Annotated in this window: 23 protein-coding genes and 1 tRNA gene; 12 read left to right on the top strand and 12 right to left on the bottom strand. The window is 72.4% G+C overall.

Annotated features, from left to right (window positions below; all coding sequences use genetic code 11):
- Positions 1–192 precede the first annotated feature (192 nt).
- Positions 193–2,127: a potassium transporter Kup gene (locus AB9M23_RS14500; RefSeq protein ID WP_372425266.1), complete on the top strand. Its 1,935-nt coding sequence runs from the start codon at positions 193–195 to the stop codon at positions 2,125–2,127.
- Positions 2,128–2,170: 43 nt separating this feature from the next.
- Here AB9M23_RS14500 and ligD read toward each other — a convergent pair whose 3' ends face one another.
- From ligD to AB9M23_RS14485, 3 genes are all read right to left on the bottom strand, one after another.
- A complete protein-coding gene (gene ligD, locus AB9M23_RS14495; protein WP_372425265.1) occupies positions 2,171–4,807 on the bottom strand; it encodes a DNA ligase D in 2,637 nt (878 codons plus the stop codon).
- Positions 4,808–4,820: 13 nt separating this feature from the next.
- Positions 4,821–5,846: a non-homologous end joining protein Ku gene (ku, locus tag AB9M23_RS14490; protein WP_372425264.1), complete on the bottom strand. Its 1,026-nt coding sequence runs from the start codon at positions 5,844–5,846 to the stop codon at positions 4,821–4,823.
- Positions 5,847–6,014: 168 nt separating this feature from the next.
- Positions 6,015–7,022, bottom strand: coding sequence for a glucokinase (locus AB9M23_RS14485; RefSeq protein WP_372425263.1), 1,008 nt, complete (start codon positions 7,020–7,022; stop codon positions 6,015–6,017).
- 339 nt (positions 7,023–7,361) lie between these two features.
- Between AB9M23_RS14485 and AB9M23_RS14480 the strand changes: the two genes are divergently transcribed.
- The 5 genes from AB9M23_RS14480 to xseA all read left to right on the top strand — a co-directional run bounded on the left by AB9M23_RS14480 (position 7,362) and on the right by xseA (position 12,373).
- Positions 7,362–8,072, top strand: a complete 711-nt coding sequence (locus AB9M23_RS14480; protein ID WP_372425262.1) for a phosphoribosylanthranilate isomerase — start codon at positions 7,362–7,364, stop codon at positions 8,070–8,072.
- Positions 8,069–9,310: a tryptophan synthase subunit beta gene (gene trpB / locus AB9M23_RS14475; protein ID WP_372425261.1), complete on the top strand. Its 1,242-nt coding sequence runs from the start codon at positions 8,069–8,071 to the stop codon at positions 9,308–9,310. Before AB9M23_RS14480 ends, trpB begins: the two co-directional genes overlap by 4 nt.
- A gap of 62 nt (positions 9,311–9,372) precedes the next feature.
- On the top strand, positions 9,373–9,855 hold the full coding sequence (locus AB9M23_RS14470) for a hypothetical protein (protein ID WP_372425260.1): 483 nt from the start codon (positions 9,373–9,375) through the stop codon (positions 9,853–9,855).
- On the top strand, positions 9,852–10,676 hold the full coding sequence (gene trpA / locus AB9M23_RS14465; RefSeq protein WP_372425259.1) for a tryptophan synthase subunit alpha: 825 nt from the start codon (positions 9,852–9,854) through the stop codon (positions 10,674–10,676). The genes AB9M23_RS14470 and trpA overlap by 4 nt, the downstream gene beginning before the upstream one ends.
- 62 nt (positions 10,677–10,738) lie before the next feature.
- On the top strand, positions 10,739–12,373 hold the full coding sequence (gene xseA / locus AB9M23_RS14460; protein ID WP_372425258.1) for an exodeoxyribonuclease VII large subunit: 1,635 nt from the start codon (positions 10,739–10,741) through the stop codon (positions 12,371–12,373).
- 566 nt (positions 12,374–12,939) lie between these two features.
- Here xseA and AB9M23_RS14455 read toward each other — a convergent pair.
- Genes AB9M23_RS14455 through ccrA form a run of 3 tightly spaced genes read right to left on the bottom strand, consistent with a single transcriptional unit; the run spans position 12,940 to position 14,769 of the window.
- On the bottom strand, positions 12,940–13,302 hold the full coding sequence (locus tag AB9M23_RS14455; protein ID WP_372425276.1) for a helix-turn-helix domain-containing protein: 363 nt from the start codon (positions 13,300–13,302) through the stop codon (positions 12,940–12,942).
- Positions 13,303–13,315: 13 nt separating this feature from the next.
- Positions 13,316–13,615 (bottom strand): BrnT family toxin, encoded by a 300-nt coding sequence (locus AB9M23_RS14450; protein WP_372425257.1) that lies wholly within the window; start codon positions 13,613–13,615, stop codon positions 13,316–13,318.
- Complete coding sequence (gene ccrA / locus AB9M23_RS14445) at positions 13,513–14,769, bottom strand: crotonyl-CoA carboxylase/reductase (RefSeq protein WP_372425256.1); 1,257 nt, start codon at positions 14,767–14,769, stop codon at positions 13,513–13,515. The genes AB9M23_RS14450 and ccrA overlap by 103 nt, the downstream gene beginning before the upstream one ends.
- A gap of 209 nt (positions 14,770–14,978) precedes the next feature.
- Here ccrA and AB9M23_RS14440 point away from each other — a divergent pair, with 209 nt between their 5' ends.
- A complete protein-coding gene (locus AB9M23_RS14440; protein ID WP_372425255.1) occupies positions 14,979–17,042 on the top strand; it encodes an ethylmalonyl-CoA mutase in 2,064 nt (687 codons plus the stop codon).
- A gap of 34 nt (positions 17,043–17,076) precedes the next feature.
- On the opposite strand, the gene AB9M23_RS14435 is transcribed toward AB9M23_RS14440, so the two are convergent.
- Entirely contained in the window at positions 17,077–17,694 is a 618-nt protein-coding gene (locus tag AB9M23_RS14435) for an LOG family protein (protein ID WP_372425254.1), read from the bottom strand.
- A 142-nt stretch (positions 17,695–17,836) separates the two neighbouring features.
- Here AB9M23_RS14435 and AB9M23_RS14430 point away from each other — a divergent pair, with 142 nt between their 5' ends.
- Genes AB9M23_RS14430 through AB9M23_RS14420 form a run of 3 tightly spaced genes read left to right on the top strand, consistent with a single transcriptional unit; the run spans position 17,837 to position 21,302 of the window.
- Entirely contained in the window at positions 17,837–19,558 is a 1,722-nt protein-coding gene (locus tag AB9M23_RS14430; protein WP_372425253.1) for a LysM peptidoglycan-binding domain-containing protein, read from the top strand.
- Between the two features lie 50 nt (positions 19,559–19,608).
- On the top strand, positions 19,609–20,157 hold the full coding sequence (locus AB9M23_RS14425) for a DUF1499 domain-containing protein (protein WP_372425252.1): 549 nt from the start codon (positions 19,609–19,611) through the stop codon (positions 20,155–20,157).
- A complete protein-coding gene (locus AB9M23_RS14420) occupies positions 20,154–21,302 on the top strand; it encodes a CaiB/BaiF CoA transferase family protein (protein ID WP_372425251.1) in 1,149 nt (382 codons plus the stop codon). Before AB9M23_RS14425 ends, AB9M23_RS14420 begins: the two co-directional genes overlap by 4 nt.
- Positions 21,303–21,311: 9 nt before the next feature.
- On the opposite strand, the gene lipB is transcribed toward AB9M23_RS14420, so the two are convergent.
- Positions 21,312–22,043, bottom strand: coding sequence for a lipoyl(octanoyl) transferase LipB (lipB, locus tag AB9M23_RS14415; RefSeq protein ID WP_372425275.1), 732 nt, complete (start codon positions 22,041–22,043; stop codon positions 21,312–21,314).
- Positions 22,044–22,122: 79 nt separating this feature from the next.
- On the opposite strand from lipB, the gene AB9M23_RS14410 reads away from it, so the two are divergent.
- Both AB9M23_RS14410 and AB9M23_RS14405 read left to right on the top strand, forming a co-directional pair.
- The gene (locus tag AB9M23_RS14410) at positions 22,123–22,461 is read left to right on the top strand and encodes a FliM/FliN family flagellar motor switch protein (RefSeq protein ID WP_372425274.1); all 339 of its coding nucleotides are present in this window, start codon (positions 22,123–22,125) and stop codon (positions 22,459–22,461) included.
- Positions 22,462–22,578: 117 nt separating this feature from the next.
- A tRNA-Leu gene (locus AB9M23_RS14405) sits at positions 22,579–22,665 on the top strand.
- Between the two features lie 117 nt (positions 22,666–22,782).
- Here AB9M23_RS14405 and AB9M23_RS14400 read toward each other — a convergent pair.
- The 4 genes from AB9M23_RS14400 to AB9M23_RS14385 all read right to left on the bottom strand — a co-directional run bounded on the left by AB9M23_RS14400 (position 22,783) and on the right by AB9M23_RS14385 (position 25,864).
- Entirely contained in the window at positions 22,783–23,520 is a 738-nt protein-coding gene (locus AB9M23_RS14400) for an LrgB family protein (RefSeq protein WP_372425250.1), read from the bottom strand.
- The gene (locus tag AB9M23_RS14395; protein ID WP_372425249.1) at positions 23,517–23,870 is read right to left on the bottom strand and encodes a CidA/LrgA family protein; all 354 of its coding nucleotides are present in this window, start codon (positions 23,868–23,870) and stop codon (positions 23,517–23,519) included. Before AB9M23_RS14395 ends, AB9M23_RS14400 begins: the two co-directional genes overlap by 4 nt.
- Before the next feature lie 69 nt (positions 23,871–23,939).
- A complete protein-coding gene (locus tag AB9M23_RS14390; protein ID WP_372425248.1) occupies positions 23,940–24,416 on the bottom strand; it encodes a YHS domain-containing (seleno)protein in 477 nt (158 codons plus the stop codon).
- 11 nt (positions 24,417–24,427) lie between these two features.
- A complete protein-coding gene (locus AB9M23_RS14385) occupies positions 24,428–25,864 on the bottom strand; it encodes a dihydrolipoyl dehydrogenase family protein (RefSeq protein ID WP_372425247.1) in 1,437 nt (478 codons plus the stop codon).
- Positions 25,865–25,972 lie beyond the last annotated feature (108 nt).

Here is a 25,972-nt window from a genome sequence, read left to right as displayed (position 1 = left end):
CGGCCGCGGGGCCGGCGGCGGGCGGCCCTGTTTCGCTGCGCTGCGGAACATGCTACAGACCCCGCCGCTCGACGCCGCCGCCCGACGCCGAGGTGTCCGATCGGCGCGGCTTTCGCAAGGGCGAGCGCGACCCGCAGGCACGCGAACGACGATCGCGGGGGCGCGGCCCGGAACAGAACCGACCCAGATCCCATGTCACAGCCGAACGCCCTGACGAACGGGCATCCCGATTCACCCGCGACGGCCGAATCCGCGCTGCCGGAAGCCCACCGCAAGGCCGGCTTCTGGACGCTGACCATCGGCTCGGTGGGCGTCGTCTACGGCGACATCGGCACGAGCCCGCTCTACGCGCTGCGCGAGTCGATCATCGCCGCCTCCGCCGGCGGGCCGATCACCCGCGACATCGTGCTCGGCGTGCTCTCGCTCGTGCTCTGGTCGCTGATCCTCGTCGTCACGCTCAAATACGTCTTCATCCTGCTGCGCGCGGACAACAACGGCGAGGGCGGCACGCTGACGCTCGTCGCGCTGGCCATGCGCGCGCTCGGCCGCGGACGACTCGCGGTGCTGCTGCTCGGCGCCGTCGGCGCGGGACTGTTCTACGGCGACGCGATGATCACGCCGGCGATCTCGGTCCTGTCCGCGGTGGAGGGGCTCAAGATCGCCGCCCCCGCGAGCGCGGACTACGTCGTCCCGATCGCCCTCGTGATCCTCGTCTTCCTGTTCTCCGTGCAGAGCCGGGGCACGGGCCGGGTCGCGACCTTCTTCGGCCCGATCATGTGCGTCTGGTTCGCGGTGCTCGCCGGCACCGGCCTGTGGCACATCTTCGACGATCCCGGCGTGCTCGCGGCAATCAACCCGCTGTGGGGCGCGCGCTTCCTGATCGACCATCCCTTCGTCACGGTGGCCGTGCTCGGCGCGGTGTGCCTGGCGGTCACGGGGGCGGAGGCGCTCTACGCCGACCTCGGGCATTTCGGGCGCGGCCCCATCCGGACCGCCTGGCTCACGATGGTGCTGCCGGCGCTGACGCTCAACTATTTCGGCCAGGGCGCCGTCGTGCTCTCGAATCCGGAGACGATCGAGAGCCCGTTCTACAACCTCGTGCCCGATTTCATGACGCTGCCGCTCGTCGGGCTGGCCACGCTCGCGACCATCATCGCGAGCCAGGCGGTGATCACCGGCGCCTTCTCGCTGACGCGCCAGGCCGTGCAGCTCGGCCTCCTGCCGCGCCTCGAGATCCGCTTCACCTCGGAGGCCCATTCCGGCCAGATCTACATGCCGCGGGTGAACTGGCTCCTGCTCGCCGGCGTCATCGCCCTCGTCATCGGCTTCGGCTCGTCCTCGGCGCTGGCCTCGGCCTACGGCGTCGCGGTGTTCGGCGCGATGACGGTCGACGCGCTGCTCGCCATCCTCGTCATCTGGAAGGGCTGGCGCTGGGGGCTCGTCGCGGCGGTCGCCGTGATGACGCCCTTCCTCGTCATCGACCTCGCCTTCTTCGGCTCGACCCTGCTGAAGGTCTTCTCCGGCGGCTACGTGCCGGTGCTGCTCGCGGTCGCGCTGATCCTGACCATGTGGACCTGGCTGCGCGGCTCGCGGCTCCTCTTCGCCAAGACGCGCAAGACCGACATCCCGTTGGCCGAGCTCATCGCCATGCTGGAGAAGAGCCCGCCGCACCGGGTGCGCGGCATGGCGGTGTTCCTCACCTCCGACCCGGAGACGACGCCCACCGCGCTCATGCACAATCTCAAGCACAACAAGGTGCTGCACGAGAAGAACGTCGTCCTCACCGTGCGCGCCACCGACACGCCTCGGGTGCGCGAGGAGGACCGCGTCAGCGTCGAGCCGCTCGGCGAGAGCTTCTACCGGGTGCTGATGACCTACGGCTACATGGAGACGCCCAACATTCCCAAGGGGCTCACCGCCCTGCGCAAGCAGGGCTTCACCTTCGACATCATGGCGACGTCCTTCTTCCTCTCGCGCCGCGTGCTGCGCCCGGCCGCGCAGTCCGGCATGCCGCGCTGGCAGGACAAGCTGTTCATCTGGCTCTCGAAGACGGCGTCGAACGCCACCGACTTCTTCCAGATCCCGACGGGGCGCGTCGTCGAGGTCGGCACCCAGGTGACGATCTGAGGCGGCGCGCACCGCCGCGCGGCACGGTGACGGGCGATGCGCGTCATCCCCGCCGTCGCGCGCGCTTCGGCAGCGTCTGCTTCGTGTCCGCCATCGCCGCCCACGGGTCGCGCTCGAGATGGGCGAGCCGGGTCGGCAGGTTCTCGACGGTGAAGTGGTCGGGCGCGATCTCCGGGCCGAGCTCGTCCCAGGCGAGCGGGGTCGCCACCGGCGCGCCGGGGCGGGCGCGGGTGGAGTAGGCGGCGACGGCGGTGGCGCCGCGGCCGTTGCGCAGGTAGTCGACGAAGATCCGGCCCACCCGGGCCTTCTTGGCGAGCGTGTCCGTGTATCGGCCGGGCTCGTCCTTCGCCATGGCGGCCGCGAGGCCCGCCGTGTACGCCTTCGCCTCCTCCCAGCCCGCCTTCGGTACGAGCGGCACGACGACGTGCAGGCCCTTGCCTCCCGTGGTCTTGACGAAGCTCTCGAGCCCGTCGGCGGCGAGCCGCTCGCGCACGGCGCGAGCCGCCTCGATCACCTCGGGAAAGCCGACGCCCTCGCCGGGGTCGAGGTCGAGGACGAGCCGGTCCGGCCGCTCGGGGTCGTCGAGGGTGGAGCCCCAGGGGTGGATCTCGAGCACGCCGAACTGGACGAGGCTCAGGAGTCCGCGCAGGTCGCGCACGGCGACGAGCCGGTCGTCGCCGACGCTCGGCGTCAGCACCGCCCGGTCGAGGCCGGCCCAGGGATGCTTGGCGAAGAAGCACTCCTTCTCGGCCCCCGCCGGGCAGCGGACGACGGCGAGCGGCCGGTCGGCGATCTGCGGCAGGATCCAATCCGCCACCTCGACATGGTAGTCCGCCAGCCCCTGCTTGGTGATCCCCTGGCCCTCCCAGAGGATGCGGTCGGGGCTCGTGAGCGCGATCCCCGCGTAGGCGTCGTCGCGTGCGCTCATCCGCTTTCCTCCGGCTCGCCGCTCCGCCGTCCTCGCCCGCCCGCCGGCCGAGGGGACCTCGCGCACCACTTCGCGCGGGTCCTCGTCCTCGCGCAGGCCCTTGTAGGAGGCGTGCCGCAGGAGGCCATCGGGCGTCCAGCCCCGCAACTCGACCTCGGCGACGAGCTCGGGCCGGGCCCAGCGCACCTTCGCGGCGGCCGCGCGCGGGAGCGGCTCGGCGAAGGGCGGGGCGTCCGCGTGAACGGCCTCGATCGCATCGTGGAGCGCCGTCGCGTCGGCTTGCGTGAAGCCGGTACCGACCCGCCCGACATGGACGAGATCGTCGCCCTCGAACACGCCCAGCACGAGCGAGCCCACCGCATTGCGCCGGCTCGTCGCCGGGACGTAGCCGGCGATCACGAATTCCTGACGCGCCGAGCACTTGGTCTTGCGCCAATCCTCGCCGCGGCCCGAGCGATAGGGCCGGTCGGCGCGCTTGGAGATCACGCCCTCGAGGCCGATCCGGCAGGCGTGGCGTACCATCGCCGCACCGTCGGCCACGATGTGCTCGGACAGGCGCACCCGCCCGCCCGCCGGCGCGTCGTCGAGGAGGAGCGCGAGCAGGCGCTTGCGCTCGGCGAGCGGGACGCCGCCGAGATCGACGCCGTCGAGATGCAGGAGATCGAAGGCCTGGTAGACGATCGCCGAGGCGTCGCCCGCCTTCAGCGCCGCCTGCAGCGCGCCGAAGTCGGAGACGCCGCGCGCGTCCTCCACCACCGCCTCGCCGTCCATCAGCGCGGTGCCGAGGCCGAGCCCCGCGAGTGCTTCGGCCAGAGGCGCGAACTTCCGCGTCCAGTCGAGTCCCTTGCGGGTGAGGAGCGCGACCTGCTCCCCCTCGATGCGGGCCTGGAGACGGTAGCCGTCGAACTTGATCTCGTGGAGCCATTGCGCGCCAGAGGGTGCCTTCTCGGAGAGGGTGGCGAGGCAGGGGGGTACGAAGGCGGGAAGCGCGCCCGGCTTCGCGCCGGGCAGGTCGGCGTGGGAGGGCCGCGCCGTCTTCGCCGACGGCTTACGCTTCGGGGCCGGCGCTGCGCGCGCCGACGGCTTCGCCTTCGGATCGGCCACCTTCGCGTCCCAGTCCGCCCGCCGCACGTCGTCCGCCTTCAGGTCGGCGATGGTGCGCCCCGAGACGACGGAGGTCTCCTCCTCGGCCAGGATGTCGTCCGCGCCGGCGGGGCGGGCGGCCTCGTCGTCGGATTTGATGAGGAGCCACGTCTCCTTCGCGCTGGCGCGGCGCTCCTTGCCGGCGCCCGTGCGCACGAGGTGCCAGCGCCCGCCGAGCCTGGAGCCGCGCAGCACGAAGGTGAGGCGCCCGCGCTCCACGCCCACCCGCGGGTCGCCCTCGGGCTCCCAGGCGCCCTCGTCCCAGACGATCATCGCGCCGCCGCCGTAGGAGCCCTCCGGGATCAGGCCCTCGAAGGCGAGGTAGTCGAGCGGGTGGTCCTCGGTGCGCACGGCGAGCCGCCTGTCGCCGGGAACGAGGCTCGGGCCGCGGGTCACCGCCCAGGAGAGCAGCACGCCGTCGAGCTCGAGCCGCAGATCGTAGTGCAGCCGGCGCGCCGCGTGCTTCTGCACGCAGAAGCGCAGCCGCGCCCGCCCGCGGCGGGCGGCGCGGCCGCGGGGCTCGGGCGTCGCGCCGAAGTCGCGCTTGTCGCGGTAGCGCCCGAGCGGATCGTCGGCCTCGCGAGCGGCCTCGGCCGTGCGGCGTGCCATCGGGGCCTCCCGCTCAGCTCGCCTTGCGCTGCTTGGCCGCCGGCTTGCGCGCCGTGGTGGCGCGGCGCGACGCCGCCTTGGAGGCGGTGGACGTCGAGGTGCCCGCCTTCGCGGCGGCGGGCTTGGACGCCGCGGCCTTCGTCGAAGACGTCTTCGCCTTCGAGCCCCCCTTCGCACCCTTCGCGTGCGCCGCATCGGGGACCTTGCGCGCCTTCGCCGTCGTCCGGCCCGGCGGCCCCTTCCTCGCGGGCTCGCCGCCCTCCTCGGCCGCGAGCGAGCGCTTGAGCGCGTCCATCAGGTTGACCACGTTCGAGGGCGGCTGTGCCTTCGGCCGCGGCGCCTCGGCGGCACCCGCCTGCTTGGCGCGGATCATCTCGACGAGGGCGTTCTCGTAGCGATCCTCGAAGGTCTCGGGCTCGAAATGCCCGGTCTTCGTCTCGACGATGTGGAGCGCGAGGTCCTTGACCTCGTCGGGATAGTCGACGTCGGGGATGTCGGCGAACACCTCCTCCTCGCCGCGGATCTCGTAGGCGTAGTGCAGCGTCGTGCCCATCAGGCCGTCGTCGAGGGGCTCGAGCAGGATCAGCCGCTCTCGCCGCGCCATGACCACGCGCCCGATCGCCGCCATGCCCTTCTCGCGGACCGCGTCTCGGATCACCGCGAAGGCCTCCTGCGCCACCTTGTCGTCGGGCGCGAGGTAGTAGGGACTGTCGAGGTAGCGCTCGTCCACCTCCTCGCGCGGGACGAAGGTCTCGATGTCGATCGTGTGGGTCGATTCGAGCTTGAGGGCGTCGATCTCCTCGTCCTCGACCTGGATGTACGCGTTCTTGCCGACCTTGTAGCCCTTGACCTGATCCTCGGGCTCCACCGGCTCGCCGGTGTCGGCATCGACGTACATCCGCTTCACGCGGTTGCCCGTCTCGCGGTTCAGGGTGTTGAAGCGCACCTTGGCGGATGACGTCGCGGCGGGGTAGAGCGCCACGGCGCAGGAAACCAGCGAGAGCTTCAAGTAACCTTTCCAGATCGCGCGCGCGGCCATGAGATGATCTCCAGATCTCGACCCGCATTCGCGAGTCGAGACGACTCGGGTGCGGAGTCGATCGACTCACCAGGCGACTCGAACGTGATTCGCAGCGAGTCGTTCCGGAGGTGCGAAGACTCTCGCATGTCGAGCAAAACCCTCTCCCGGCCAAGAGAGGGGAGCCCGTCAGATCCGCCAGAGGCGCGACGGGTAGTCGATCACGAAGCGGTCCGGCTGCGCCCCCACGGCGGCCATGGCGCGCAGGATGACGTCGTCGGAGGGGAGGCGCATCAGCGGCACGGCGCGGGCGAGCGCCTCGACCGGCGCCTTGTCCTCGAACAGCGCCCGGAAGAGCGCCTCGTCCATCAGCGGCGCCAGCGAGGCGATCACGCCGCCGCGGATCACGACGCCGCCCGTCGCCGCGAAGACGATGCCCATGTCGCCCGCGAACCGGGCGAGATGCTTGAGGAAGGCCGCGACCGTGGCGCGCGCGTGCGCGCTCCCGCCGGAGACCGCCTGGGCGGCGACGCGGGGCGGGTCGGTCTCGACGGCGTCGGGGTCGAAGCCGAAATCGGGCGCCATCGCCCTGTGCAGGCGCACGAGCCCCGGGCCGGAGAGGATCGCCTCGGAGGTGACGCGGCCGAAGTGCCGCTCGAGCCGCGGGAAGACGCGGTAGTCCTCCTCGTCGATCGGCCCGAACCCGACGTGCCCCGCCTCTCCCGGCAGCGGCGCGGCGCGCCCGGCGACGGTGACGAGCGCGGCCATGCCGAGCCCCGTGCCGGGCCCGAGCACGAGCTTGGGCCCGCCGCCGGGCGGGACCGGCGTCCCGATCGGGATCGCGTCCTGCGGCTCGAGCACGGCGAGAGCCAGCGCCGCCGCCTCGAAATCGTTGAGCAGCAAGCCCTGGGCGAGACCGAAATGGCGCGCGAGATCCGCGCCGTCGAAGGTCCACTGCGCGTTCGTCAGCCGCGCCTCGCGACCGAGCACCGGCCCCGCCGCGCACAGGACGAGGCTCCGCGCGCCCGAGGGCGTCGCAGCGATCGCCTGCTCCACGGCGTCGAAGGCGGTCGGCGTCTCCTTCGTGCGCAGCCGGCACACGGGAACGAGCGGCGCGCCCGGCGTCTCGGCGAGCGAGAAGCGGGCGTTCGTGCCGCCGACGTCGGCGACGAGGAGGGGATGCGGAAACGAAGTCATGGCCTCTCAACGCGCGAGGGGCGGAAGGGGTGTCGACGATGGTGATAGGCGACGGGGACGGGCGGGGGCAACAGCCAGGGCGGTACCGGACGCCCTCACGTCGATGCCGCACACCGACCGCCACCTCCCCGCAGGGGAAGGACGGAGGCCGAAGGCCGGAGGGTGGGGAGGACGGCGGGCCGGCTCGCCCAGCCGTGGAACGGCCCCACCGCCCGCGCGGTCCGCGCGGACTCCTCCCCTCCGGGGAGGAAGCGGGGTCGGCGGATGGCGCAAGCGCCTCGCCCCCGCGACCCGCCGCCCCCTTCACAAGCCCCGCCCCCTGACGTAAGCCTCTCGCCCATGAACGGCCCCTCCACCAGCGCCCCCTCGACGAGAGCCCCCGGCCTCGTCAAGATCTGCGGCCTGAAGACGCCCGAGACGCTGGATGCGGCGCTCGCGGCGGGCGCGGACATGGTCGGGCTCGTGCATTTCGCCCGCTCCCCCCGGCACGTCGCGATCGACGACGCCGCCGCGCTCGCCTTGCGGGCGCGCGGGCGCGCCGAGGTGGTCGCGCTCGTGGTCGATCCGGACGACGACCTCCTCCGCGCCCTCGCCGAGCGGGTGCGCCCCGATCTCCTCCAGCTCCACGGCGGCGAGACGCCCGAGCGGGTCGCCGCCGTCCGCGAGCGCTTCGGCATCCCCGTGATGAAGGCGATCGGCATCGCCGAGGAGGCGGATCTCGCCCGCGTCGCGCCCTATGCCGCGGTGTGTGATCGTCTGCTCTTCGACGCCAAGCCGCCGAAGGAGCCGTCGGCGCTGCCCGGCGGCAACGGGCTCGCCTTCGATTGGCGCCTCGTCGCCGCCGTCGATCCCGGCCGTCCGTCGATGCTCTCGGGCGGGCTGACGGCGCACAACGTCGGCGCCGCGATCGCCGCCACGGGGATGCGCGCCGTCGACGTCTCCTCCGGCGTCGAGACCGCGCCGGGGCTCAAGGACCCCATCGCCATCGCGGCCTTCGGGGCCGCCGCCCGCGCCGCCTGGCGCGCACAGGACGAGGCAGGAACGCCGTGACCGCTCCGCAGAAGCCCAATTCCTTCCGCAACGGCCCGGACGAGACCGGGCATTTCGGCATCTACGGCGGCCGCTTCGTGGCCGAGACCCTGATGCCGAACATCCTCGAGCTCCAGGCGGCCTACGAGGCGGCCAAGGCCGACCCGGAATTCGAGCGCGAGCTGCGCGCCTACGCCACGCACTACGTCGGGCGCCCGAGCCCGCTCTACTACGCGGAACGGCTGACCGAGCACGTGCGCGAGACGGCGGCGCCGGACAGGGGCGCGAAGATCTACCTCAAGCGCGACGAGCTCAACCACACCGGCGCACACAAGGTGAACAACGTGCTGGGCCAGATCCTGCTCGCCCGGCGCATGGGCAAGAAGCGGATCATCGCCGAGACGGGCGCGGGCCAGCACGGCGTCGCCACCGCGACGCTCTGCGCACGCTTCGGGCTCGAGTGCATCGTCTACATGGGCGCGGTCGACGTCGAGCGGCAGAAGCCCAACGTCTTCCGCATGGAGATGCTGGGCGCCACCGTCGTGCCCTGCCATTCCGGGTCGAAGACGCTCAAGGACGCCATGAACGAGGCGCTGCGCGACTGGGTGACCAACGTCGAGACCACGTTCTACTGCATCGGCACGGTCGCCGGCCCGCACCCCTACCCCGCCATGGTGCGCGACTTCCAGTGCGTCATCGGCGACGAGGTGCGCTGGCAGATGCAGGAGGCGGAAGGGCGGCTGCCGGATTCGCTCATCGCCGCCATCGGCGGCGGCTCGAACGCCATCGGCCTGTTCCACCCCTTCCTCGACGACGAGAGCGTCGCGATCTACGGGGTCGAGGCGGCCGGGCGCGGGGTCGACACCGGCGAGCACGCCGCCTCGATCTCCGGCGGCAGGCCCGGCGTGCTGCACGGCAACCGCACCTACCTCCTGATGAACGAGGACGGGCAGATCACCGACGCCCACTCGATCTCGGCGGGGCTCGACTATCCCGGCATCGGCCCGGAGCATTCCTGGCTCGCGGACGTGGGGCGCGTGACCTACCTCTCCGCGCGCGACGACGAGGCGCTCGCCGCCTTCCAGCTGATGTCGAAGCTCGAGGGCATCATCCCCGCGCTCGAGCCCGCCCACGCCATCGCAAAGGCGGTGGAGATCGCAGCGGAGAAGCCGCGCGACCACTTGATGGTGATCAACCTGTGCGGGCGCGGCGACAAGGACATCTTCACGGTGGCCGAGCACCTGCGGGGCGGGTTGTGATGCGGGTCTTGCATTCCTGGGTCGACTAGACGACATTGGCCGAAGCCAACGAGAGAAGCACGATGTCGAGCGGCGACGACCAGTCGATTCATACGATGATGGCCACGAAGCACCAGTTCGCAGGTCATCTCCATTCGGTTCTGGAGCACTTGGACCGGATCGCGTCCTCGATGGGCGGACTCTCGGACGAGGTGCGCGTCGGCTTTCGAGCGACGGACGTTCGCATCAGTGCAATCGATGCGAAGCTCGACACGAAATTCGACGAGCTCGACACCAAGCGCGACGAACTCGGCGCGGCGATGCGCGTCGCGCTCGATCGCCAGCGACGCGAGATGAACGCGCGCTTCGCGGCGGTCGGGCGTCGCTTCGACGACGTCGATCTGAGAATGGACAGGCTCGAGACGCAGATGCGTGCGCTTCATTCGGACGTCATCCACATGGAGATGAAGGTTCTCAACGCGACGCAGTCCGCGCTACAGGCGCATATCCGCCTCGACGAGATCGACGCCGACAAGAGCAGCAACCCTGGACCGGACCCCTCATGACCGCCCGCATCGACGCCCGCTTCGCCAAGGCCCGCGCGGAGGGCCGCGCCGCCCTCGTCACCTACGTCATGGCCGGCGATCCCGACCCGGAGACCTCGCTCGCGGTCCTGCGCGCCCTGCCGAAGGCGGGGGCGGACATCGTCGAGCTGGGCCTGCCCTTCACAGACCCGATGGCCGACGGCCCGGCGATTCAGGCCGCGGGCCTGCGCGCGCTGAAGGCGGGCCAGACCACGGCGAAGACGCTCGACCTCGTGCGCCGCTTCCGGGAGGAGGACCGCGAGACCCCCGTCATCCTGATGGGCTACTTCAACCCGATCTACCAGTACGGCGTCCCGCGCTTCCTCGCCGACGCGAAGGCGGCGGGCGTCGACGGCATGATCGTCGTCGACCTCCCGCCGGAGGAGGACGCCGAGCTGTGCCTGCCGGCGCTGGAGGCCGGCCTCGCCTTCATCCGGCTCGCCACGCCCACGACCGACGACCGGCGCCTGCCGGCGGTGCTCGCGAACACGGCGGGCTTCGTCTACTACGTCTCCATCACCGGCATCACCGGCGCGGCGACGCCGGACTTCGGCAAGGTCGCGAGCGCGGTCGAGCGCATCAAGCGCCACACCGATCTCCCCGTGGTCGTCGGCTTCGGGGTGAAGACCGGCGCCCACGCCGCCGCCATCGCGAAGGGCGCCGACGGCGTCGTCGTGGGCTCGGCGCTCGTCGCGACGCTCGAAGCGAGCCTGAAGGACGGCGCCGCGACCGCCGAGACCGTGCAGGGCGTCGCCCGGCTCGTCGGCGAGCTGGCCGAAGGCGTGCGCGGCGCGTCCCGCTGACCCGCTCGGACGAGGTCGGCGGGCGCTTGCCCCCGGCGCCGCCGTCGTCCAAAGTCGCGCGCATGGCCGCTTCGACACAAGCCTCCAACGCCCCGGAATGGTCCGTCTCCGAGCTGTCGGGCGCGCTCAAGCGCACGATCGAGGACGCCTACGGCCACGTGCGCCTGCGCGGCGAGATCTCGGGCTTCCGCGGCCCCCACTCCTCGGGCCATTGCTATTTCTCGCTGAAGGACGAGGGCGCGAAGATCGACGCGGTGGTCTGGAAGGGCACCTACGCGCGGCTGAAGACGAAGCCGCAGGAGGGGCTCGAGGTGGTCGCCACGGGCAGGATCACCACCTTTCCCGGCAAGTCGAGCTACCAGATCGTCATCGACCAGATCGCCCCCGCGGGCGTCGGCGCGCTGATGGCGCTGCTCGAGGAGCGCAAGCGCACCCTCGCCGCGCAGGGCCTGTTCGCCGCCGAGCGCAAGCGCCCCCTGCCCTACCTGCCCCGCGTGATCGGCGTCGTGACCTCGCCGACGGGAGCGGTGATTCGCGACATCCTCCACCGCGTCCAGGACCGCTTCCCCCGCCACGTGCTGGTCTGGCCGGCCCGCGTTCAGGGCGAGACCTGCGCGGAGGAGGTGGCGGCGGGCGTGCGCGGGTTCAACGCGCTCGATCCCGCCGGGCCGATCCCGCGGCCGGACGTCATCATCGTCGCCCGCGGCGGCGGGTCGATCGAGGATCTCTGGGGCTTCAACGACGAGGACCTGGTGCGGGCGGTGGCCGGGAGCGCGATCCCCGTCGTCTCGGCGGTGGGCCACGAGACCGACTGGACGCTCATCGACCTCGCCGCGGACGTGCGCGCGCCGACACCCACGGGCGCCGCCGAGATGGTGGTGCCGGTGCGCTCCGAACTCCTCGCCATCGTTCACGACCGCGCACGGCGGCACGAGGACGCGATCCTGCGCCGGCTCGAGCGCCTGCGCGCCGACCTGCGCTCCGCCGCCCGGGCCCTGCCGCGGGCGGAGGACCTCACTGCGACGCAGCGCCAGCGGCTCGATCTCGCCGCCGCCCGCCTCGCGCCCGCGCTCGCCGCCAACGCCCGTGCCTACGAGCAGCGCCTCGCCGACGCCGCGCGGCGACTCGAGCGCGGCTCGCCCCGCGTGCGGCTGACGCGCGCCCGAGGCCGGCTGGAGGCGATCGCCGGACGGCCGGAACGGGCGCTCGCGGGGGCGATCGCGCGCCGGCGCGACCGGCTCGACGGCCTCGCCGCGCGGCTCGTCGCCGGGCGGGGGCGCCTCGTGGATCTGGAACGGGCGCGCATCGCCCACGGCCGCAAGCAGGTCGACGCCTTGGGCAGCCGCCTGCGCGGCCTCGCGCGCGCCGGCGTCCGCGAGCGGACGCGCACGCTCGCCAGCGTCTGGCAGCTCGCCGAGAGCCTGAGCTGGCGCTCGGTCCTCGCCCGCGGCTACGCGCTCGTGCGTGACGCCGACGGCACGCCGGTGCGCCGCGCCACAGCGATCGCGCCAGGCGCTGCGCTCACCCTCGAACTCGCCGACGGGACGATCGCGGCGCGGGCCGAAGGCGGCGGGGCGCGCGGGCCGTCGAGCGCCGACCCGCCGCGCGGGCCTGCCGCCAGGCCGAAGCCCGCGCGGGCGGCGAAGGCGCCCGCGCCATCGGCGGCACGGGCGCAGGGGAGCCTGTTCGACCCGTGAGCCGCTGCCCCGGGCGCGCTCGCGCGCGCCGCGACGGCCGGTCATCATCTCGTTCGAGCCGATCTCGATCCCGGAAAACTCGGGCGGCATCGTCGAAACGATACGCCATGCTTCGCTTCGTTGGAGGCGGCCGTCGCATCGTCCCATTCGAAGCCACCCTGAGAGTCAGCCCGCCCGTAGGCCTAGCGCGCGCCGCACGGCCTCGGGCTCCTTCTCGATGACAGTGAGGTAGGCGACCAGGGTCTCGTTCGGCAGCAGGCGAACGGCCGCGATCGCCGCGACCCGCTCTGGATCGATCCGGTATGCACGCGCAAAGACGTTTTGGATGAAACGAAGCGTGCTTGGCAGCTCCTATATCGAGTGCGCAAAAACCTGACATCGGCATTGAGTGTTCGGACTTTGCCGTCGTACAGCAAAGACGCGATTTGATTCGCAGGCCGTGTCAGCTGGAGTCAGCCGCCTCCACCACGTCGTCGAACGTCCGCGGCCCCGTGCAAGACGCGTTCACCAGCACCGCCATGTTCCCCGGGGCGTGCTCGTATCCACGTCTCGGGCTTCGACCGCCCTCAGCCCGCGTCCCTCGCCAGCGCGCGCCGGACAACCTCGGGCTCCTTCTCGATGACCGTGAGGTAGGCGAGGAACGTCTCGTCCGGCAGCAGACGGCCGGCCTCGATTTCGGCCAAGCGTGCGGGATCGAGGCGGAATTGCCGCGCGAACGCATCTTGGCTCAGGCCGGAACGCTCGCGAGCGCGGCGGACACGCGTCGCCGAGACCATCCGCGCGATCTCCTCCCGCGTTCGGATGGGATTGTCCGGGTCGCTCGCCGCGACCCGCTCGATCTCTTCGTCCGTCAGTGCGAGCAGGCGGGCGCGCTCCTCCGGTGAGAATCGCGGAGGCGAAGCCCTCAACTCCGCCAATGTCTTTCTCACGATGGCCAAGTCGTTACTCCTCGAGCTTTGCGCGCGCCTGGGCGTAGGAGCGTCTCTCACGTCGGCTCGCCGGCCGCGCCGAGATGATACGGCATATTTCGTTTCGCATCGTGTAAACGATGCTCACGCAACGTCCGTCGACATAGCCGAACGCGGTCAAGCGCCGCTCTCCATAATCCTGGCGATCATCTTCGCCTTCAACGCGCCGGCCTACCCGCCCGCCGCCTCCACCGCGTCGTCGAACGTCCTCAAGCCCGTCCTCGGCGCGCCCACCAGAACCGCCATGTTGCCCGGCGCGTGCTCGTTCTTCCACATCTTCTGGTGGGCGAGCGGGATCTTCTCCCAGGAGAACACCTCGGACATGCACGGGTCGATACGGCGGTCGAGCACGAACTGGTTGGCCGCCGACGCCTGCTTCAGGTGGGCGAAGTGGGAGCCCTGGATGCGTTTCTGGCGCATCCAGACATAGCGCGCGTCGAAGCTCAGGTTGAAGCCCGTCGTGCCGGCGCAGAACACCACCATGCCGCCGCGCTTGGCCACCAGGCACGACACCGGGAAGGTCGCCTCTCCCGGGTGCTCGAAGACGATGTCGACATCCTTCTTCCCCGTCAGCTCCCAGATCGCCTTGCCGAAGCGCCGGGCCTCCTTGGCCCAGGCGTTGTATTCGTCGGTGCCGACCTGCGGCATCTGGCCCCAGCAGGAGAAGTCCTTGCGGTTGATCACGCCCTTGGCGCCGAGCGAGAGCACGTAGTCGCGTTTGGTCTCGTCGGAGATGATGCCGATCGCGTTCGCGCCCGCCGCCGCGCAGAGTTGCACGCCGAACACGCCGAGCCCGCCCGAGGCGCCCCAGACCAGCACGTTGTCCGAGGGCTTGAGCGTGTGCGGCTGGTGGCCGAAGAGCATGCGGTAGGCGGTGGCGAGCGTCAGCGTGTAGCAGGCGCTCTCCTCCCAGGTGAGGTGGCGCGGCTTCTCCATCAGCTGGCGCGACTGCACCCGCGCGAATTGCGCGTGCCCCCCGTCGGGCGTCTCGAAGCCCCAGATCCGCTGCGAGGCGGAGAGCATCGGGTCGCCGCCATTGCATTCCTCGTCGTCACCGTCGTCCTGGTTGCAATGGACGATGACCTCGTCGCCGACCTTCCAGCGCTTCACCTTGGCGCCGACCTTCCAGACCACGCCCGCCGCGTCGGAGCCGGCGACGTGGAAGGGGTTCTTGTGGAAGTCGAGCACCGAGACCGGCTGGCCGAGCGCGGCCCAGACGCCGTTGTAGTTGACGCCGCCGGCCATCATGAACAGCAGCACCTCGTCGTCGCCGATCTCCCAGGTGGGCACGCGCTCGACGACGAGGCTCTCCAGCGGCGGGCCGTGGCGGTCCTTGCGGATCGTGTAGGCCAGCATCGTCGCCGGCACGTGGCCGAGGGGGGGGATCTCCCCGATCTCGTAGGCGTCCTTCACCGGCTGGCTCGACATGGTCTCGTCCTCGTCGTCTCTCGTCCCCAGGCTGCGAGAGTAGCGCGGGAGGGGTGCATCGCAACACGACCAAGGGCGAAGGCGCCCGCTCCGTTCCCCCTTCGCATCTCGGCAAAAGGGATGAGGGCGCGGCCCTGGACCGTGCTCTATATGCGTTGCACCATGCTACGCCCTCCCCGAGAGGCGGGGCGAGGATCGGGAGAGGCGCCATGAGCGACACCGCTGCGAGCGAGACCGGACGCACCCGCGACAAGCCGTGGATCTTCCGCACCTATGCGGGCCATTCCACGGCGGTGGAGTCGAACGCGCTCTACCGCGGCAACCTCGCCAAGGGCCAGACCGGCCTCTCGATCGCCTTCGACCTGCCCACCCAGACCGGCTACGACCCCGATCACGAGCTCGCCAAGGGCGAGGTCGGCAAGGTCGGCGTCTCGGTGGCGCATCTGGGCGACATGCGCACGCTGCTCGACGGCATCCCGCTCGCCACGATGAACACGTCGATGACGATCAACGCCACCGCGCCGTGGCTGCTCGCGCTCTACGTCGCGGTGGCGGACGAGCAGGGCGCGCCCCGCGACGCGCTAACCGGCACGACGCAGAACGACATCGTGAAGGAATACCTCTCCCGGGGCACCTACATCTTTCCGCCGGAGCCGAGCTTGCGGCTCACCCGCGACACGATCTTGTTCGGGCGGGAAGAGATGCCGAAGTGGAACCCGATGAACGTCTGCTCCTACCACCTGCAGGAGGCCGGCGCGACGCCGGTGCAGGAGGTCGCCTTCGCGCTCGCCACCGCCTGCGCGGTGCTCGACCGGGTGAAGGCCAAGGGCGTGCCCGAGGCCGACTTCGCCCAGATGGTGGGGCGCATTTCCTTCTTCGTGAACGCCGGCATGCGCTTCGTCACCGAGATCTGCAAGCTGCGCGCCTTCGCGGACCTGTGGGACGAGGTGTGCCGCGACCGCTACGGGATCGCCGACGAGAAGAGCCGCCGCTTCCGCTACGGCGTGCAGGTGAACTCGCTCGGCCTCACCGAGCAGCAGCCGGAGAACAACGTCCACCGCATCCTCATCGAGATGCTGGCGGTGACGCTCTCGAAGAAGGCGCGCGCCCGCGCGGTGCAGCTGCCGGCCTGGAACGAGGCCATGGGCCTGCCCCGGCCGTGGGACCAGCAATGGTCGCTGCGCATGCAGCAGATCCTGGCGCTCGAGACCGACCTGCTCGAATACGAGGACATCTTCGACGGCTCGGCCGTGATCGAGCGCGAGGTCGCCGCCATCAAGGAAGCCGCGCGCGCCGAGCTCGAGGCGATCGATCGCCTCGGCGGCGCGGTCGCCTGCGTCGAAAGCGGCTACATGAAGCGGGCGCTGGTGGAATCCAACGCCGCGCGCGTCTCCGAGATCGAGGAGGGCGAGCGGGTCGTCGTCGGCGTCAACACGTACCGGGAGGGCGAGCCCTCGCCGCTCGTCACCGGCGACCGGGCCATCATGACCGTCTCCGAGGACGTGGAGCAGGGCGCCATCGCCGCCCTGAAGCAATGGCGCGCCGCCCGCGACGAGAGCGCGGCGCAGGCCGCGCTCGCCGCGCTCGAGGCCGCCGCGCGGTCGACCGACGCCAACGTCATGGAGCCCTCGATCGCCTGCGCCAAGGCCGGCGTCACCACGGGCGAGTGGGGCGAGCGCCTGCGCGCCGTGTTCGGCCAGTACCGCGCCCCGACCGGCGTGACCCTGGAGACCCGGGTCACGCCGCGCGAGCGCGAGGTGCGCCTCCTCGTTACCGAGCTCTCCGAGACACTCGGCCGCGCGCCGACCATGGTCGTCGGCAAGCCCGGCCTCGACGGGCATTCCAACGGCGCCGAGCAGATCGCGCTGCGCGCCCGCGACGTCGGCATGGAGGTCGCCTACGACGGCATCCGCCAGACGCCGGCCGAGATCGTGGCCCGCGCAGCGCAGACGAAGGCGCACGTCATCGGCCTGTCGATCCTCTCGGGGAGCCACGTGCCGCTCGTGCGCGAGGTGATGGCGCGGCTGCGGCTGGAGGGCCTCGACCACATCCCCGTCGTGGTCGGAGGCATCATCTCCAACGAGGACGCGCTCGTCCTCTCCAATATGGGCGTCTCCAAGGTCTACACGCCGAAGGACTACGAGATCGACGCCATCATGGGCGAGATCGTCGGCGTCATCGCCCGCGCCGCCGACAAGCCCCCGGCGCCGGACGCGCCCCCGGCGACAGCGGCGGCCAAGCGCGACCGCAGGGCGGCACGGGGGAGCTATTGAGGCGCAGCCGCCCTCGTTCGGGGCGCGCGCACTCTCAGAACTTCCGCTCCACGAAGCGCTCCCTCGCCGCCCGCTCGGCGTCCTCCGGCGGCGGGGCCCGGCTGGCCGCGGCCTCGAGCATGGGGAGGACCTCGCTCGCGCGCTCGGCGACGAGGTGGCTGAGCTCGAGGCCCGGGCGGATGAAACCCTGCTCGCGCATGTGGGCGATGAGCACGAGCAGCGGCTTCCAGAAATCCTCCAGCGACAGCAGCAGGATGGGCTTCCTGTGGCGGCCGAGCTGCGCCCAGGTGAGCTGCTCGACGAGTTCCTCGAGCGTGCCGATCCCGCCCGGCAGCGCCACGAAGGCGTCGGCGCGCTCGAACATCAGGCGCTTGCGGGTGTGCATGTCGGGGACGACGATCGTCTCCTGCACGTCGTCGAGGAGCTTCTCCTCGCGGGTGAGGAAGTCCGGGATGATGCCGGTGACTTCGCCGCCCGCGTCCAGCGTGGCGCGCGCGACGATCCCCATCAGCCCGAGCGCCCCCCCGCCGTAGACGAGCCGTACCCCCGCCTCCGCCATGGCGCGGCCCAGCTCCTCGGCGGCCGCGCGATGGGCCGGGTCGCGGCCCTCGGCGGAGCCGCAATAGACGCAGATCGACCGGATACGACGCATCGTCGCGCCACCCCTCTGAATTAAGTTGCGATTCGCGCTTGCCGCCCCCACGATTTTGGTTTCAGACGACGCGCAGGGAAAGTAAACCGGTTCCAGGTGCGCACGCCAGTGCGCGCCGCCCGAGACGAGAGGACCAAAGGCCGTGCCAGTCGAACGGCGTCGCATCATAGCGATCATCGTCACGCTCCTGCTCGCGGCGGGCGGGATCGGCGCCTACGTCTCGACCGAGAACCGCGTGAACGAGCGCGTCGAGGACGGCGCCGCGACCGCGGTGGACGCGACGGCGCCGGGAACCGCCGCGGCGGTGCGGCCCACGGTCGCGCCCGCACCGGAGGCGCCGGCGGGGACGCCGGGCGAGACCGCGGAGGCGCAGCCGCCGGCCGTCGAGCCGCCCGAGGCGGAGTCCGTCGTCGCGGACCCCATCGACCCCGAACCGATCGTCCCCGAACCCATCGTGCCCTCACCGGAAGTGGCTGGAGCCGCCGAGCCGGCCCCGGCCGCGGAGGTGGTCGTCGCCGCGGCCGAGCCCGCCGCGCCGGCGGAGCCGGTGGTCGCGCAGCCTTTGGTCGCGCAGCCGACGCCGGAGACGCCGGCGCCCGCACCGGCGGCCGGAGCCGTCCAGAACGCCGAGGCCGACGCCGCCGTCTTCGATCTCGTGCGCGTGGAGCCGACCGGCGACGCCGTCATCGCCGGGCGCACCCGTGCGGGCGCGACGGTCGAGCTCCTGCGCAACGGCGAGCGGCACGACGTGATCGTGGCGGACGCCACCGGCGCCTTCGCCTTCGTTCCCCCGCCGCTTCCCCCGGGCACGCACGAGATCGCGCTCCGGATCCAGGAGGCGGACGGTACCGCGCGACGTGGGCGCCAGAGCGTCACGGTCGTCGTCGCCGAGACGATGGACAGCGCGCCGGTCGTCGCGCTCGCCGAGCCTGGCGCGCCGACGCGCGTGCTCTCGCAGCCCGAGGCGCCCCCACCCGCCGCGGAGGCGCTCGCCGCTGCCGAGGTCGTCGCCCCCGCGGCCGACGTCGTTCCCGAGGACGTCGTCTCCGAAGACGTCGCCTCCGAGGCCGAACCCGCGGTCCAGGTCGCGGGCGCCGATGCCGGCGCGCCGCTTCCGCCGGCGCGGGCGGGCGTGCGGATCGCCAGCGTCGAGGCGGAGAGCGGCGGCGGGCTCTACGTCTCCGGCGAGGCCGCTCCGGAGGCGGCCGTGCGGCTCTACCTCAACGAGACCTTCGTCGGAGGCGCCGCCGCGGACGATGCGGGCGCCGTCTCCTTCGCCATCGGCACCGGCGTGCGCCCGGGCCTCTACCGCGTGCGCCTCGACGAGGTCGGCGGCGGGGACGGCCGCGTCCTCTCGCGCGCCGAGGTGACCTTCGAGATGCCGGCGCTGCCGTCCGCCGCCGCGGTCGCCGCGGCGCAGGACGCCGAGGCGGCGGAGCCGGAGCCGCTCGTGGCGACCACCCCGGTCGCCGCGCAGGAGCCGGTCGCCGAGGTCGAGGCCGTCGAGGCCGAGCCGGCCGAGCCCGCGCCGCGGATCGCCGCCGTGCCGCCGGCGCCGTCGGCCGCCGCCACGCGGGAGATCGCCGCCGTCACCACCACGACGCCGCCCATCTCCGCCGAGGCGACCGGCGAGGCGCGCACGGCCACGCTGACGATCCCCGCGGTGAACACCGCCCTCGTCGTGCGCGGCGACAGCCTCTGGCGGATCTCGCGGCGCATCTACGGCGACGGCATCCGCTACACGGTGATCTTCGACGCCAACCAGGACCAGATCCGCAACCCCGACCTGATCTTCCCCGGCCAGGTCTTCGTCCTGCCCGCGCAGGCGCCCGCGCCCGCCGCGGCGGACGCGGGCGGCGGCTGAGCCGCGCGTCCCGCCCGAGACCGCACGCGTCCCGAACGGAGCCATCGCCCATGCGCCGCGTCCCCCGCATCGCCCTGACGGCGGCCGTCCTCGCCGGCGCGGGCTTCGCCTTCCTGCTCTGGCGCGGCCCGGAGCCGGGAGGCATCGACGACGTCTACACGGCGATGTTCGGCCCCGCCGATCTCGGCCCCGTGACCTTCGAGAGCCTGGCCCGGCGCGACTCGCCCAACGACGCGCTCGCCTGCCCGGAGGACGTCTGCGCCGCCGAGCCCGATTTCGTCACGCCGATCTACGAGGTGCCCGGCGCGCGCCTGCGCGAGATCGTCGCCGAGATCGCGGCGGCCGAGCCGGGCACCGAGCGGGTCTATGCCGGGCTGCGCGAGGAGACGGACCGCTTCCTCGTGCGCAGCCCCACCATGCGCTACCCCGACACGGTGAGCGCGCGCATCTACGGCGCGGGGCCGGGCCGCTCGCGGCTCGCGCTCTACTCGCGCTCGCAGATCGGCTATTCGGACATGGGCGCGAACCGCGCGCGGCTCGAGCGCTGGCTCGAGGCGATCTCGGCGCGCGTCGCCGCCGAGGCGGGCGTCGCGTCGTGAGCGACGCCGCGAGCGGCGGGGACGACCTCGCCGGGCTCCTGGTCGTCTCGCTCGAGCAGGCGGTCGCGGCGCCCTACGCCTCCGGTCGCCTCGCCGACGCCGGCGCGCGGGTTATCAAGCTCGAGCGGCCCGAGGGCGACTTCGCCCGCCGCTACGACGCGGACGTGAACGGCGAGAGCGCCTACTTCGTCTGGCTCAACCGCGGCAAGGAATCGATCTGCGTCGACCTGCGCGAGGAGACCGACCGCGCGCTGGTCCGGCGCATGATCGAGAGGGCCGACGTCTTCATCCAGAACCTCGCGCCGGGCAAGGCGGCGGGGCTCGGATTCGACCCGGAGCGCCTGCGCGCGCAGCACCCGCGGCTCGTCACCTGCTCGATCTCCGGCTACGGCGAGGAGGGTCCCTACCGCGACCTGAAGGCGTACGACCTCCTCGTCCAGGCCGAGAGCGGGCTCTCCGCGATCACCGGCACGCCCGACGGCATGGCCCGTGTGGGCGTCTCGGTCTGCGACATCGCCGCCGGCATGACCGCCTTCCAGGGCATCCTGCAGGCGCTGATCGGGCGCGGCGTCACGGGGCGCGGACGGCACGTCTCCGTGTCGCTGTTCCACGCGCTCGCGGACTGGATGAACGTGCCGTGGCTGCAGTTCGCCTATGGAGCGCGCACGCCGCCGCGGATGGGGCTCGCGCATCCCTCGATCGCGCCATACGGCGACTATGCCTGCGCCGACGGCAAGTCCGTGCTCCTCTCGATCCAGAACGAGGCGGAGTGGGAGGCCTTCTGCGCGCGGGTGCTGGCGCGGCCGGAGATCGCGTCCGATCCGCGCTTTTCCACGAACCCGGCCCGGGTGGAGCACCGCACGGCGCTCGACGCGATCGTCGCGTCGGTCTTCGGCGGGCTCGACCGCGAGGCCGTGATCGCGCGGCTCGAGGCGGCGCGGATCGCCTACGGCCGCGTGAGCACGCTCGACGACCTCGCCCGGCATCCGCAGCTGCGCACCGTCTCCGTGGAGACGCCCGCCGGCCCCGTCACCCTGCTCGCGCCCGGCGCCCTCGCCGACGGGGCGACGCCGCGGCTCGGCCCCGTCCCGGCCCGCGACGCGCACGGCGCGGCGCTGCGCGCCGAGTTCGCGGCGCCCGGCTGAGCCGTCGCCTCAGGTCGCGGGCACGGTCGGCCCGAAGACGTCCTCGAAGGTCGCGCGCATCACCGCGTCGACCTCCGGCATCGTCACCGGCAGGCCGAGGTCGACGAGGCTCGTGACCCCGTGCTCGCGCACGCCGCAGGGCACGATCCCGTCGAAATGCGAGAGGTCCGGCTCGACGTTGAGCGCGATGCCGTGGAACGTCGCCCAGCGGCGCACGCGGATACCGATCGCGGCGATCTTGTCCTCGACGCCCGCGCCCTTCTCCGGCCGGCGCACCCACACGCCGACGCGGTCCTCGCGGCGCTCCCCGCGCACGTTGAATGCGGCCAGCGTGGCGATCAGCCATTCCTCCAGCGCGGCGACGTAGGCGCGCAGGTCCTGGCGGCGGCGCGTCAGGTCGAGCATCACGTAGGCCACCCGCTGGCCGGGGCCGTGATAGGTGTACTGCCCGCCGCGCCCCGCAACGTGGACGGGAAAGCGCCCCGGCGCGACGAGATCGGCCTCCTTGGCGGAGGTCCCGGCGGTGTAGAGCGGCGGGTGCTCGACCAGCCACACCCGCTCGGCCGCCTCGCCCGCGGCGATCGCCGCCGCGCGCGCCTCCATCAGCGCGAGGGCGCCCTCGTAGGCGACGAGCCCCTCCGCGATCGCCCACTCGACCGGGGGCGAGCCGGGCGCGGCATGGAAGCCGCCGGCCGGCGCGGCGCGGTCGTTAACCGAGCGTTCACCATGATCGGCAAGCATCGGCGCGGGTCCTCTCGTGCGGTCGCGGTCGTTCGGGTTCGTTCGTCTCATGTCGGGGAGTTCGCGGCGCGTGTCCAGCATGGAAGGCCTCCACGTCGATCTGACCATCGTCCTCGGGCGCACCCGCATGCCGGTGCACATGCTCCTGCGCATGGGCCGCGGCGCCGTGATCGAGCTCGCGAGTTCGGACACGGACATGGTCGAGATCCTCGCCAACGACCACCCCATCGCCCGCGGGCAGGTGGTCGTCACCGGCACGCGCATCCAGGTGGAGATCACCGAGATCATCCCCAAGCCGACGCAGCTGTCGGACCCCGGCGTCTCCATCGGCGACGCGCTCTCGGTGTCCGATGCGCTGGAGGAAGCGGCCGCGATCATGGCCTCTCAGGTCGGAGCGGTGGCCGCGGACGGCAGTTGACGGGGGTTCGCGGGCGCTTTCGCGATTTTTCGCCGGCGTCCGGAAATGCTGCTTGTCCCCCCCGATTCGATCTGATACACGCTGCGCACCCCGGGGGCGGCGCCCCCGAAAGGCTCCGCGGCCGTGGCGGAATTGGTAGACGCGCTAGCTTGAGGTGCTAGTCCCGGAAACGGGGTGGAGGTTCAAATCCTCTCGGCCGCACCAGAATATGGTGCGGGGCGTCGGAGCTTCGACTGGGTGAATACACGAAAGGCCGCCGGGGCGACCCGGCGGCCTTCGTGCATTTCGAGCGAGACGCGCCGTGGCGCCCGCGCCGTGGGGTCAGCCCACGATCCACGCCACCACCACCGGCGCCGCGAAGGCCGTGACGAGGCCGTTGAGCGCCATCGCCAGCCCGGCGAAGGTCCCCGCCACCGGGTTCACCTGCAGCGCCCGGGCGGTGCCGATGCCGTGTGCGGCGAGGCCAACCGCGAAGCCGCGGGCGCGCCAGTCCGTCACGCGCAGCAGGTTCATCGTCGGCGTCACGAGGGCCGCGCCGGTGATGCCGGTGGCGATGACGAGGACCGCCGTGAGTTCCGGCACGCCGCCGATCTCGCGCGCCACGCCCATGGCGATCGGCGCGGTCACGGACTTCGGCGCGAGCGAGGCGACGAGCGCGCCGTCGAGGCCCACCGCGACGGCGAGGCCGACCGCGCTGGCGATCCCCACCACCGCGCCCACCGTCAGCGCGACGACGAGCGGCAGGAGGTTCGCGCGGATTTCGGCGCGGTGACGCACGATCGGGATCGCCAGCGCCACCGTGGCGGGGCCGAGCAGCACGTGCACGAACTGCGCGCCCTCGAAATAGGTCTCGTAGGACGTCCCCGTCGCCAGCAGCACCGCCCCCAGCGCGACGATGGCGATCAGGACCGGGTTGACGAAGGAGTTGCGGCCCGACCACGCCGAGAGCCGGTCCGCCCCGAGATAGACCGACAGCGTGAGCGCCAGCCAGAACAGCGGCGAGGTCGCGAGATAGACCCAGAACTCGGCGGCGCCTTCGGGGGCGGGCGCGGGGCTCATCGCGGCGCCTCCGTTCCGGGCCGCGCGAGGAGCGCGAACACGCCCGCGGTCACCGCCATCGTCACGAGCGTGGAGAGGACGAGCACCGCGACGAGCCCGACGAGCTCGGCCCGGAGCAGGTCGAGATGCTGCAGCACGCCGACGCCCGCCGGCACGAAGAGCAGGCTCAGGTGCCGCAGGAGCGCGTCCGCCGTCGGCTCGACGGCGCGCCGCAGCGCCGGGACGGCGATCGCGAGGAGCGCCAGCGCCGCGAGCCCGACGACGGGTCCGGGCGTCGGCAGCCCGGCGAGCCGCGCAGCCGCCTCCCCGGCGAATTGGAACAGGACGATGAGGACGAAACCGTGCAGCATGGGCGCCTCCGTGAGAGGCCGCCATGAGAGCACGCCCGCGGGCGCCTGTCGCCCGGCGCCGGATCGTCCTCAATCCGCCAGGATGCCGGGCCAGTTCGCGTCCGCACGGGCGATGAAGCCCGGGATGTCCGCCTCCCAGCGGCGCTGCACGTTTCCGTCGAAGTTGACGTAGAGCCTGCCGTCGACGATGCGCCAGTAGTCGGGATTCCCCGGCGCCCGGTAGCCCTCCGCCGCCGCCCAGGCGCAGTAGCCGCCGTAGGCCGGCGCGTAGGCCTCCGGGTCCGCGCGGAACGCCTCGAGGTTCTCGGCGCTGGAGAAGCGCCAGTTGGCGCCGTTCCACGCGGTCTCGTGCGCACGCACGCCCTCCACGGCTCGACCCTCGCGGAAATAGGCGACCGGGTCGTGGCCTCCGAGCGCGAGGCTCGAGAAGCGCCCGGTGTAGACCGGGTCGGCTGCGGCGCGGGCGGGGCCGGCGCGCAGGGCCGCGGCGGCGCCGATCGCGAGCGGAAGGGCCAGAAGCGTGCGGCGGGAGAGGGTCGTCGTCATCATCGTCCTCCTCAGGTCCAGCGCTGCAGGAAGCGCACGACCTTGCGCGTGCGCTCCGAGAACAGGCTCGGGGTGAAATGCGCGCCGGCCGCGCGCTTGGAGACTTCCGACAGGGTCGGATAGGGCGCGATCGCGCTCGCGACCGCGGCGATCTTCATCTTCTGCGTCACGGCGAGCACCCAGGGCAGGATCAGCTCGCCCGCATGCGCGCCCACGATCGTCGCCCCCAGCACGCGCCCGCCCTTGCCGACGACGACCTTGGCGAAGCCCTCCGTCTCGCGCTCGGCGCGGGCGCGGTCGTTCTCGGCGAAGGCGAAGCGCGCGACCGTGTGCGGCACGCCGCGCTTCTCGGCCTCGGCGGCGCCGAGCCCGACATGGGCGAGCTCGGGGTCGGCGTAGGTCACCCACGGCACGGCGTCGTGGTTCGCCTTCGCCGGCAGGTGGAACAGGGCCTGGCGCACGACGATTCCCGCGTGGTAGCCCGCGACATGGGTGAATTGCGGCCCACCAGCGACGTCCCCGATGGCGAAGACCCGCTTGTTCGTGGTGCGCAGCCGCGCGTCGACCGTGATGCCGCGCGGCGTATGGGCGATGCCCGCCGCCTCGAGGTCGAGCCCCGCGACGTTGGCGCGCCGGCCGGTGGCGACGAGGAGGTGCGAGCCGTCCACCCGCCGGGTCTCGCCGTTCTCGAGGACGGTGACGGCGACGCCGTTGCCGGCCCGCTCGATCCGCTCGATCTTCACGTACTCGCGGATGTCGACGCCCTCGGCGACCAACCGGTCGCGCACGATCGCCGCCGCCTCCGCGTCGTCGCGCACCAGCACGCGCGCGGCGTCGAGCACGGTGACCGCCGACCCCAGCCGGCGGTGCGCCTGCGCCATCTCGAGACCGATCGGCCCGCCGCCGATCACCACGAGATGCTCGATCCGCTCGCCGTTGTCGAACAGCGTCTCGTTGGTGAAGTAGGGCGTCTCGGCGAGCCCCGGGATCGGCGGCACGGCGGGCGAGGAACCCGTCGCCACCACGAAGCGGCGCGCCACGATGCGCTGCCCGGCGGCCTCGACGGTCTTCGCGTCGAGGAAGCGCGCCGGCGCCTCGATCACGGTGACGCCGAGGCCGCGGAAGCGCTCGGGGCTGTCGTGGGGCGCGATGCCGGCGATGACGCCCCGGACGTGGTCGCGCACCTTCGCGAAGTCGACCGCCGGCTCGTGGCCGTTGACGCCGAAGCGCCCGGACGTGCGCACCGCCTGCGCCGCGTGGGCGGCGGCCAGCAGCGCCTTGGAGGGAACGCAGCCATAGTTCAGGCAATCCCCGCCCATCCTGTGCTTCTCGATCAGCACGACGCGCGCGCCCATCTGCACGGCGCCGGCGGCGACGGAGAGCCCGCCCGAGCCGCCGCCGATCACGCACAGGTCGGCGTGGAGGATGTCGGAGGTTGGTACGGTCATGGCTGCGGCTCCGCCCGTCGGCCGCCACGGGGATCGCGGCGGGGAAATTCCGTCGAGCGGAGAATGCCGCGTTCCGCGGCGCGCGCCACACAAGCCTGCATCACGCGC

The sequence above is a fragment of the Salinarimonas chemoclinalis genome, from assembly GCF_041514305.1.
Taxonomy (GTDB): Bacteria; Pseudomonadota; Alphaproteobacteria; order Rhizobiales; family Beijerinckiaceae; genus Salinarimonas; species Salinarimonas chemoclinalis.
The sequence above is the reverse complement of the archived record's forward strand: the minus strand, read 5'-3'. Positions and strand labels throughout refer to the sequence as shown.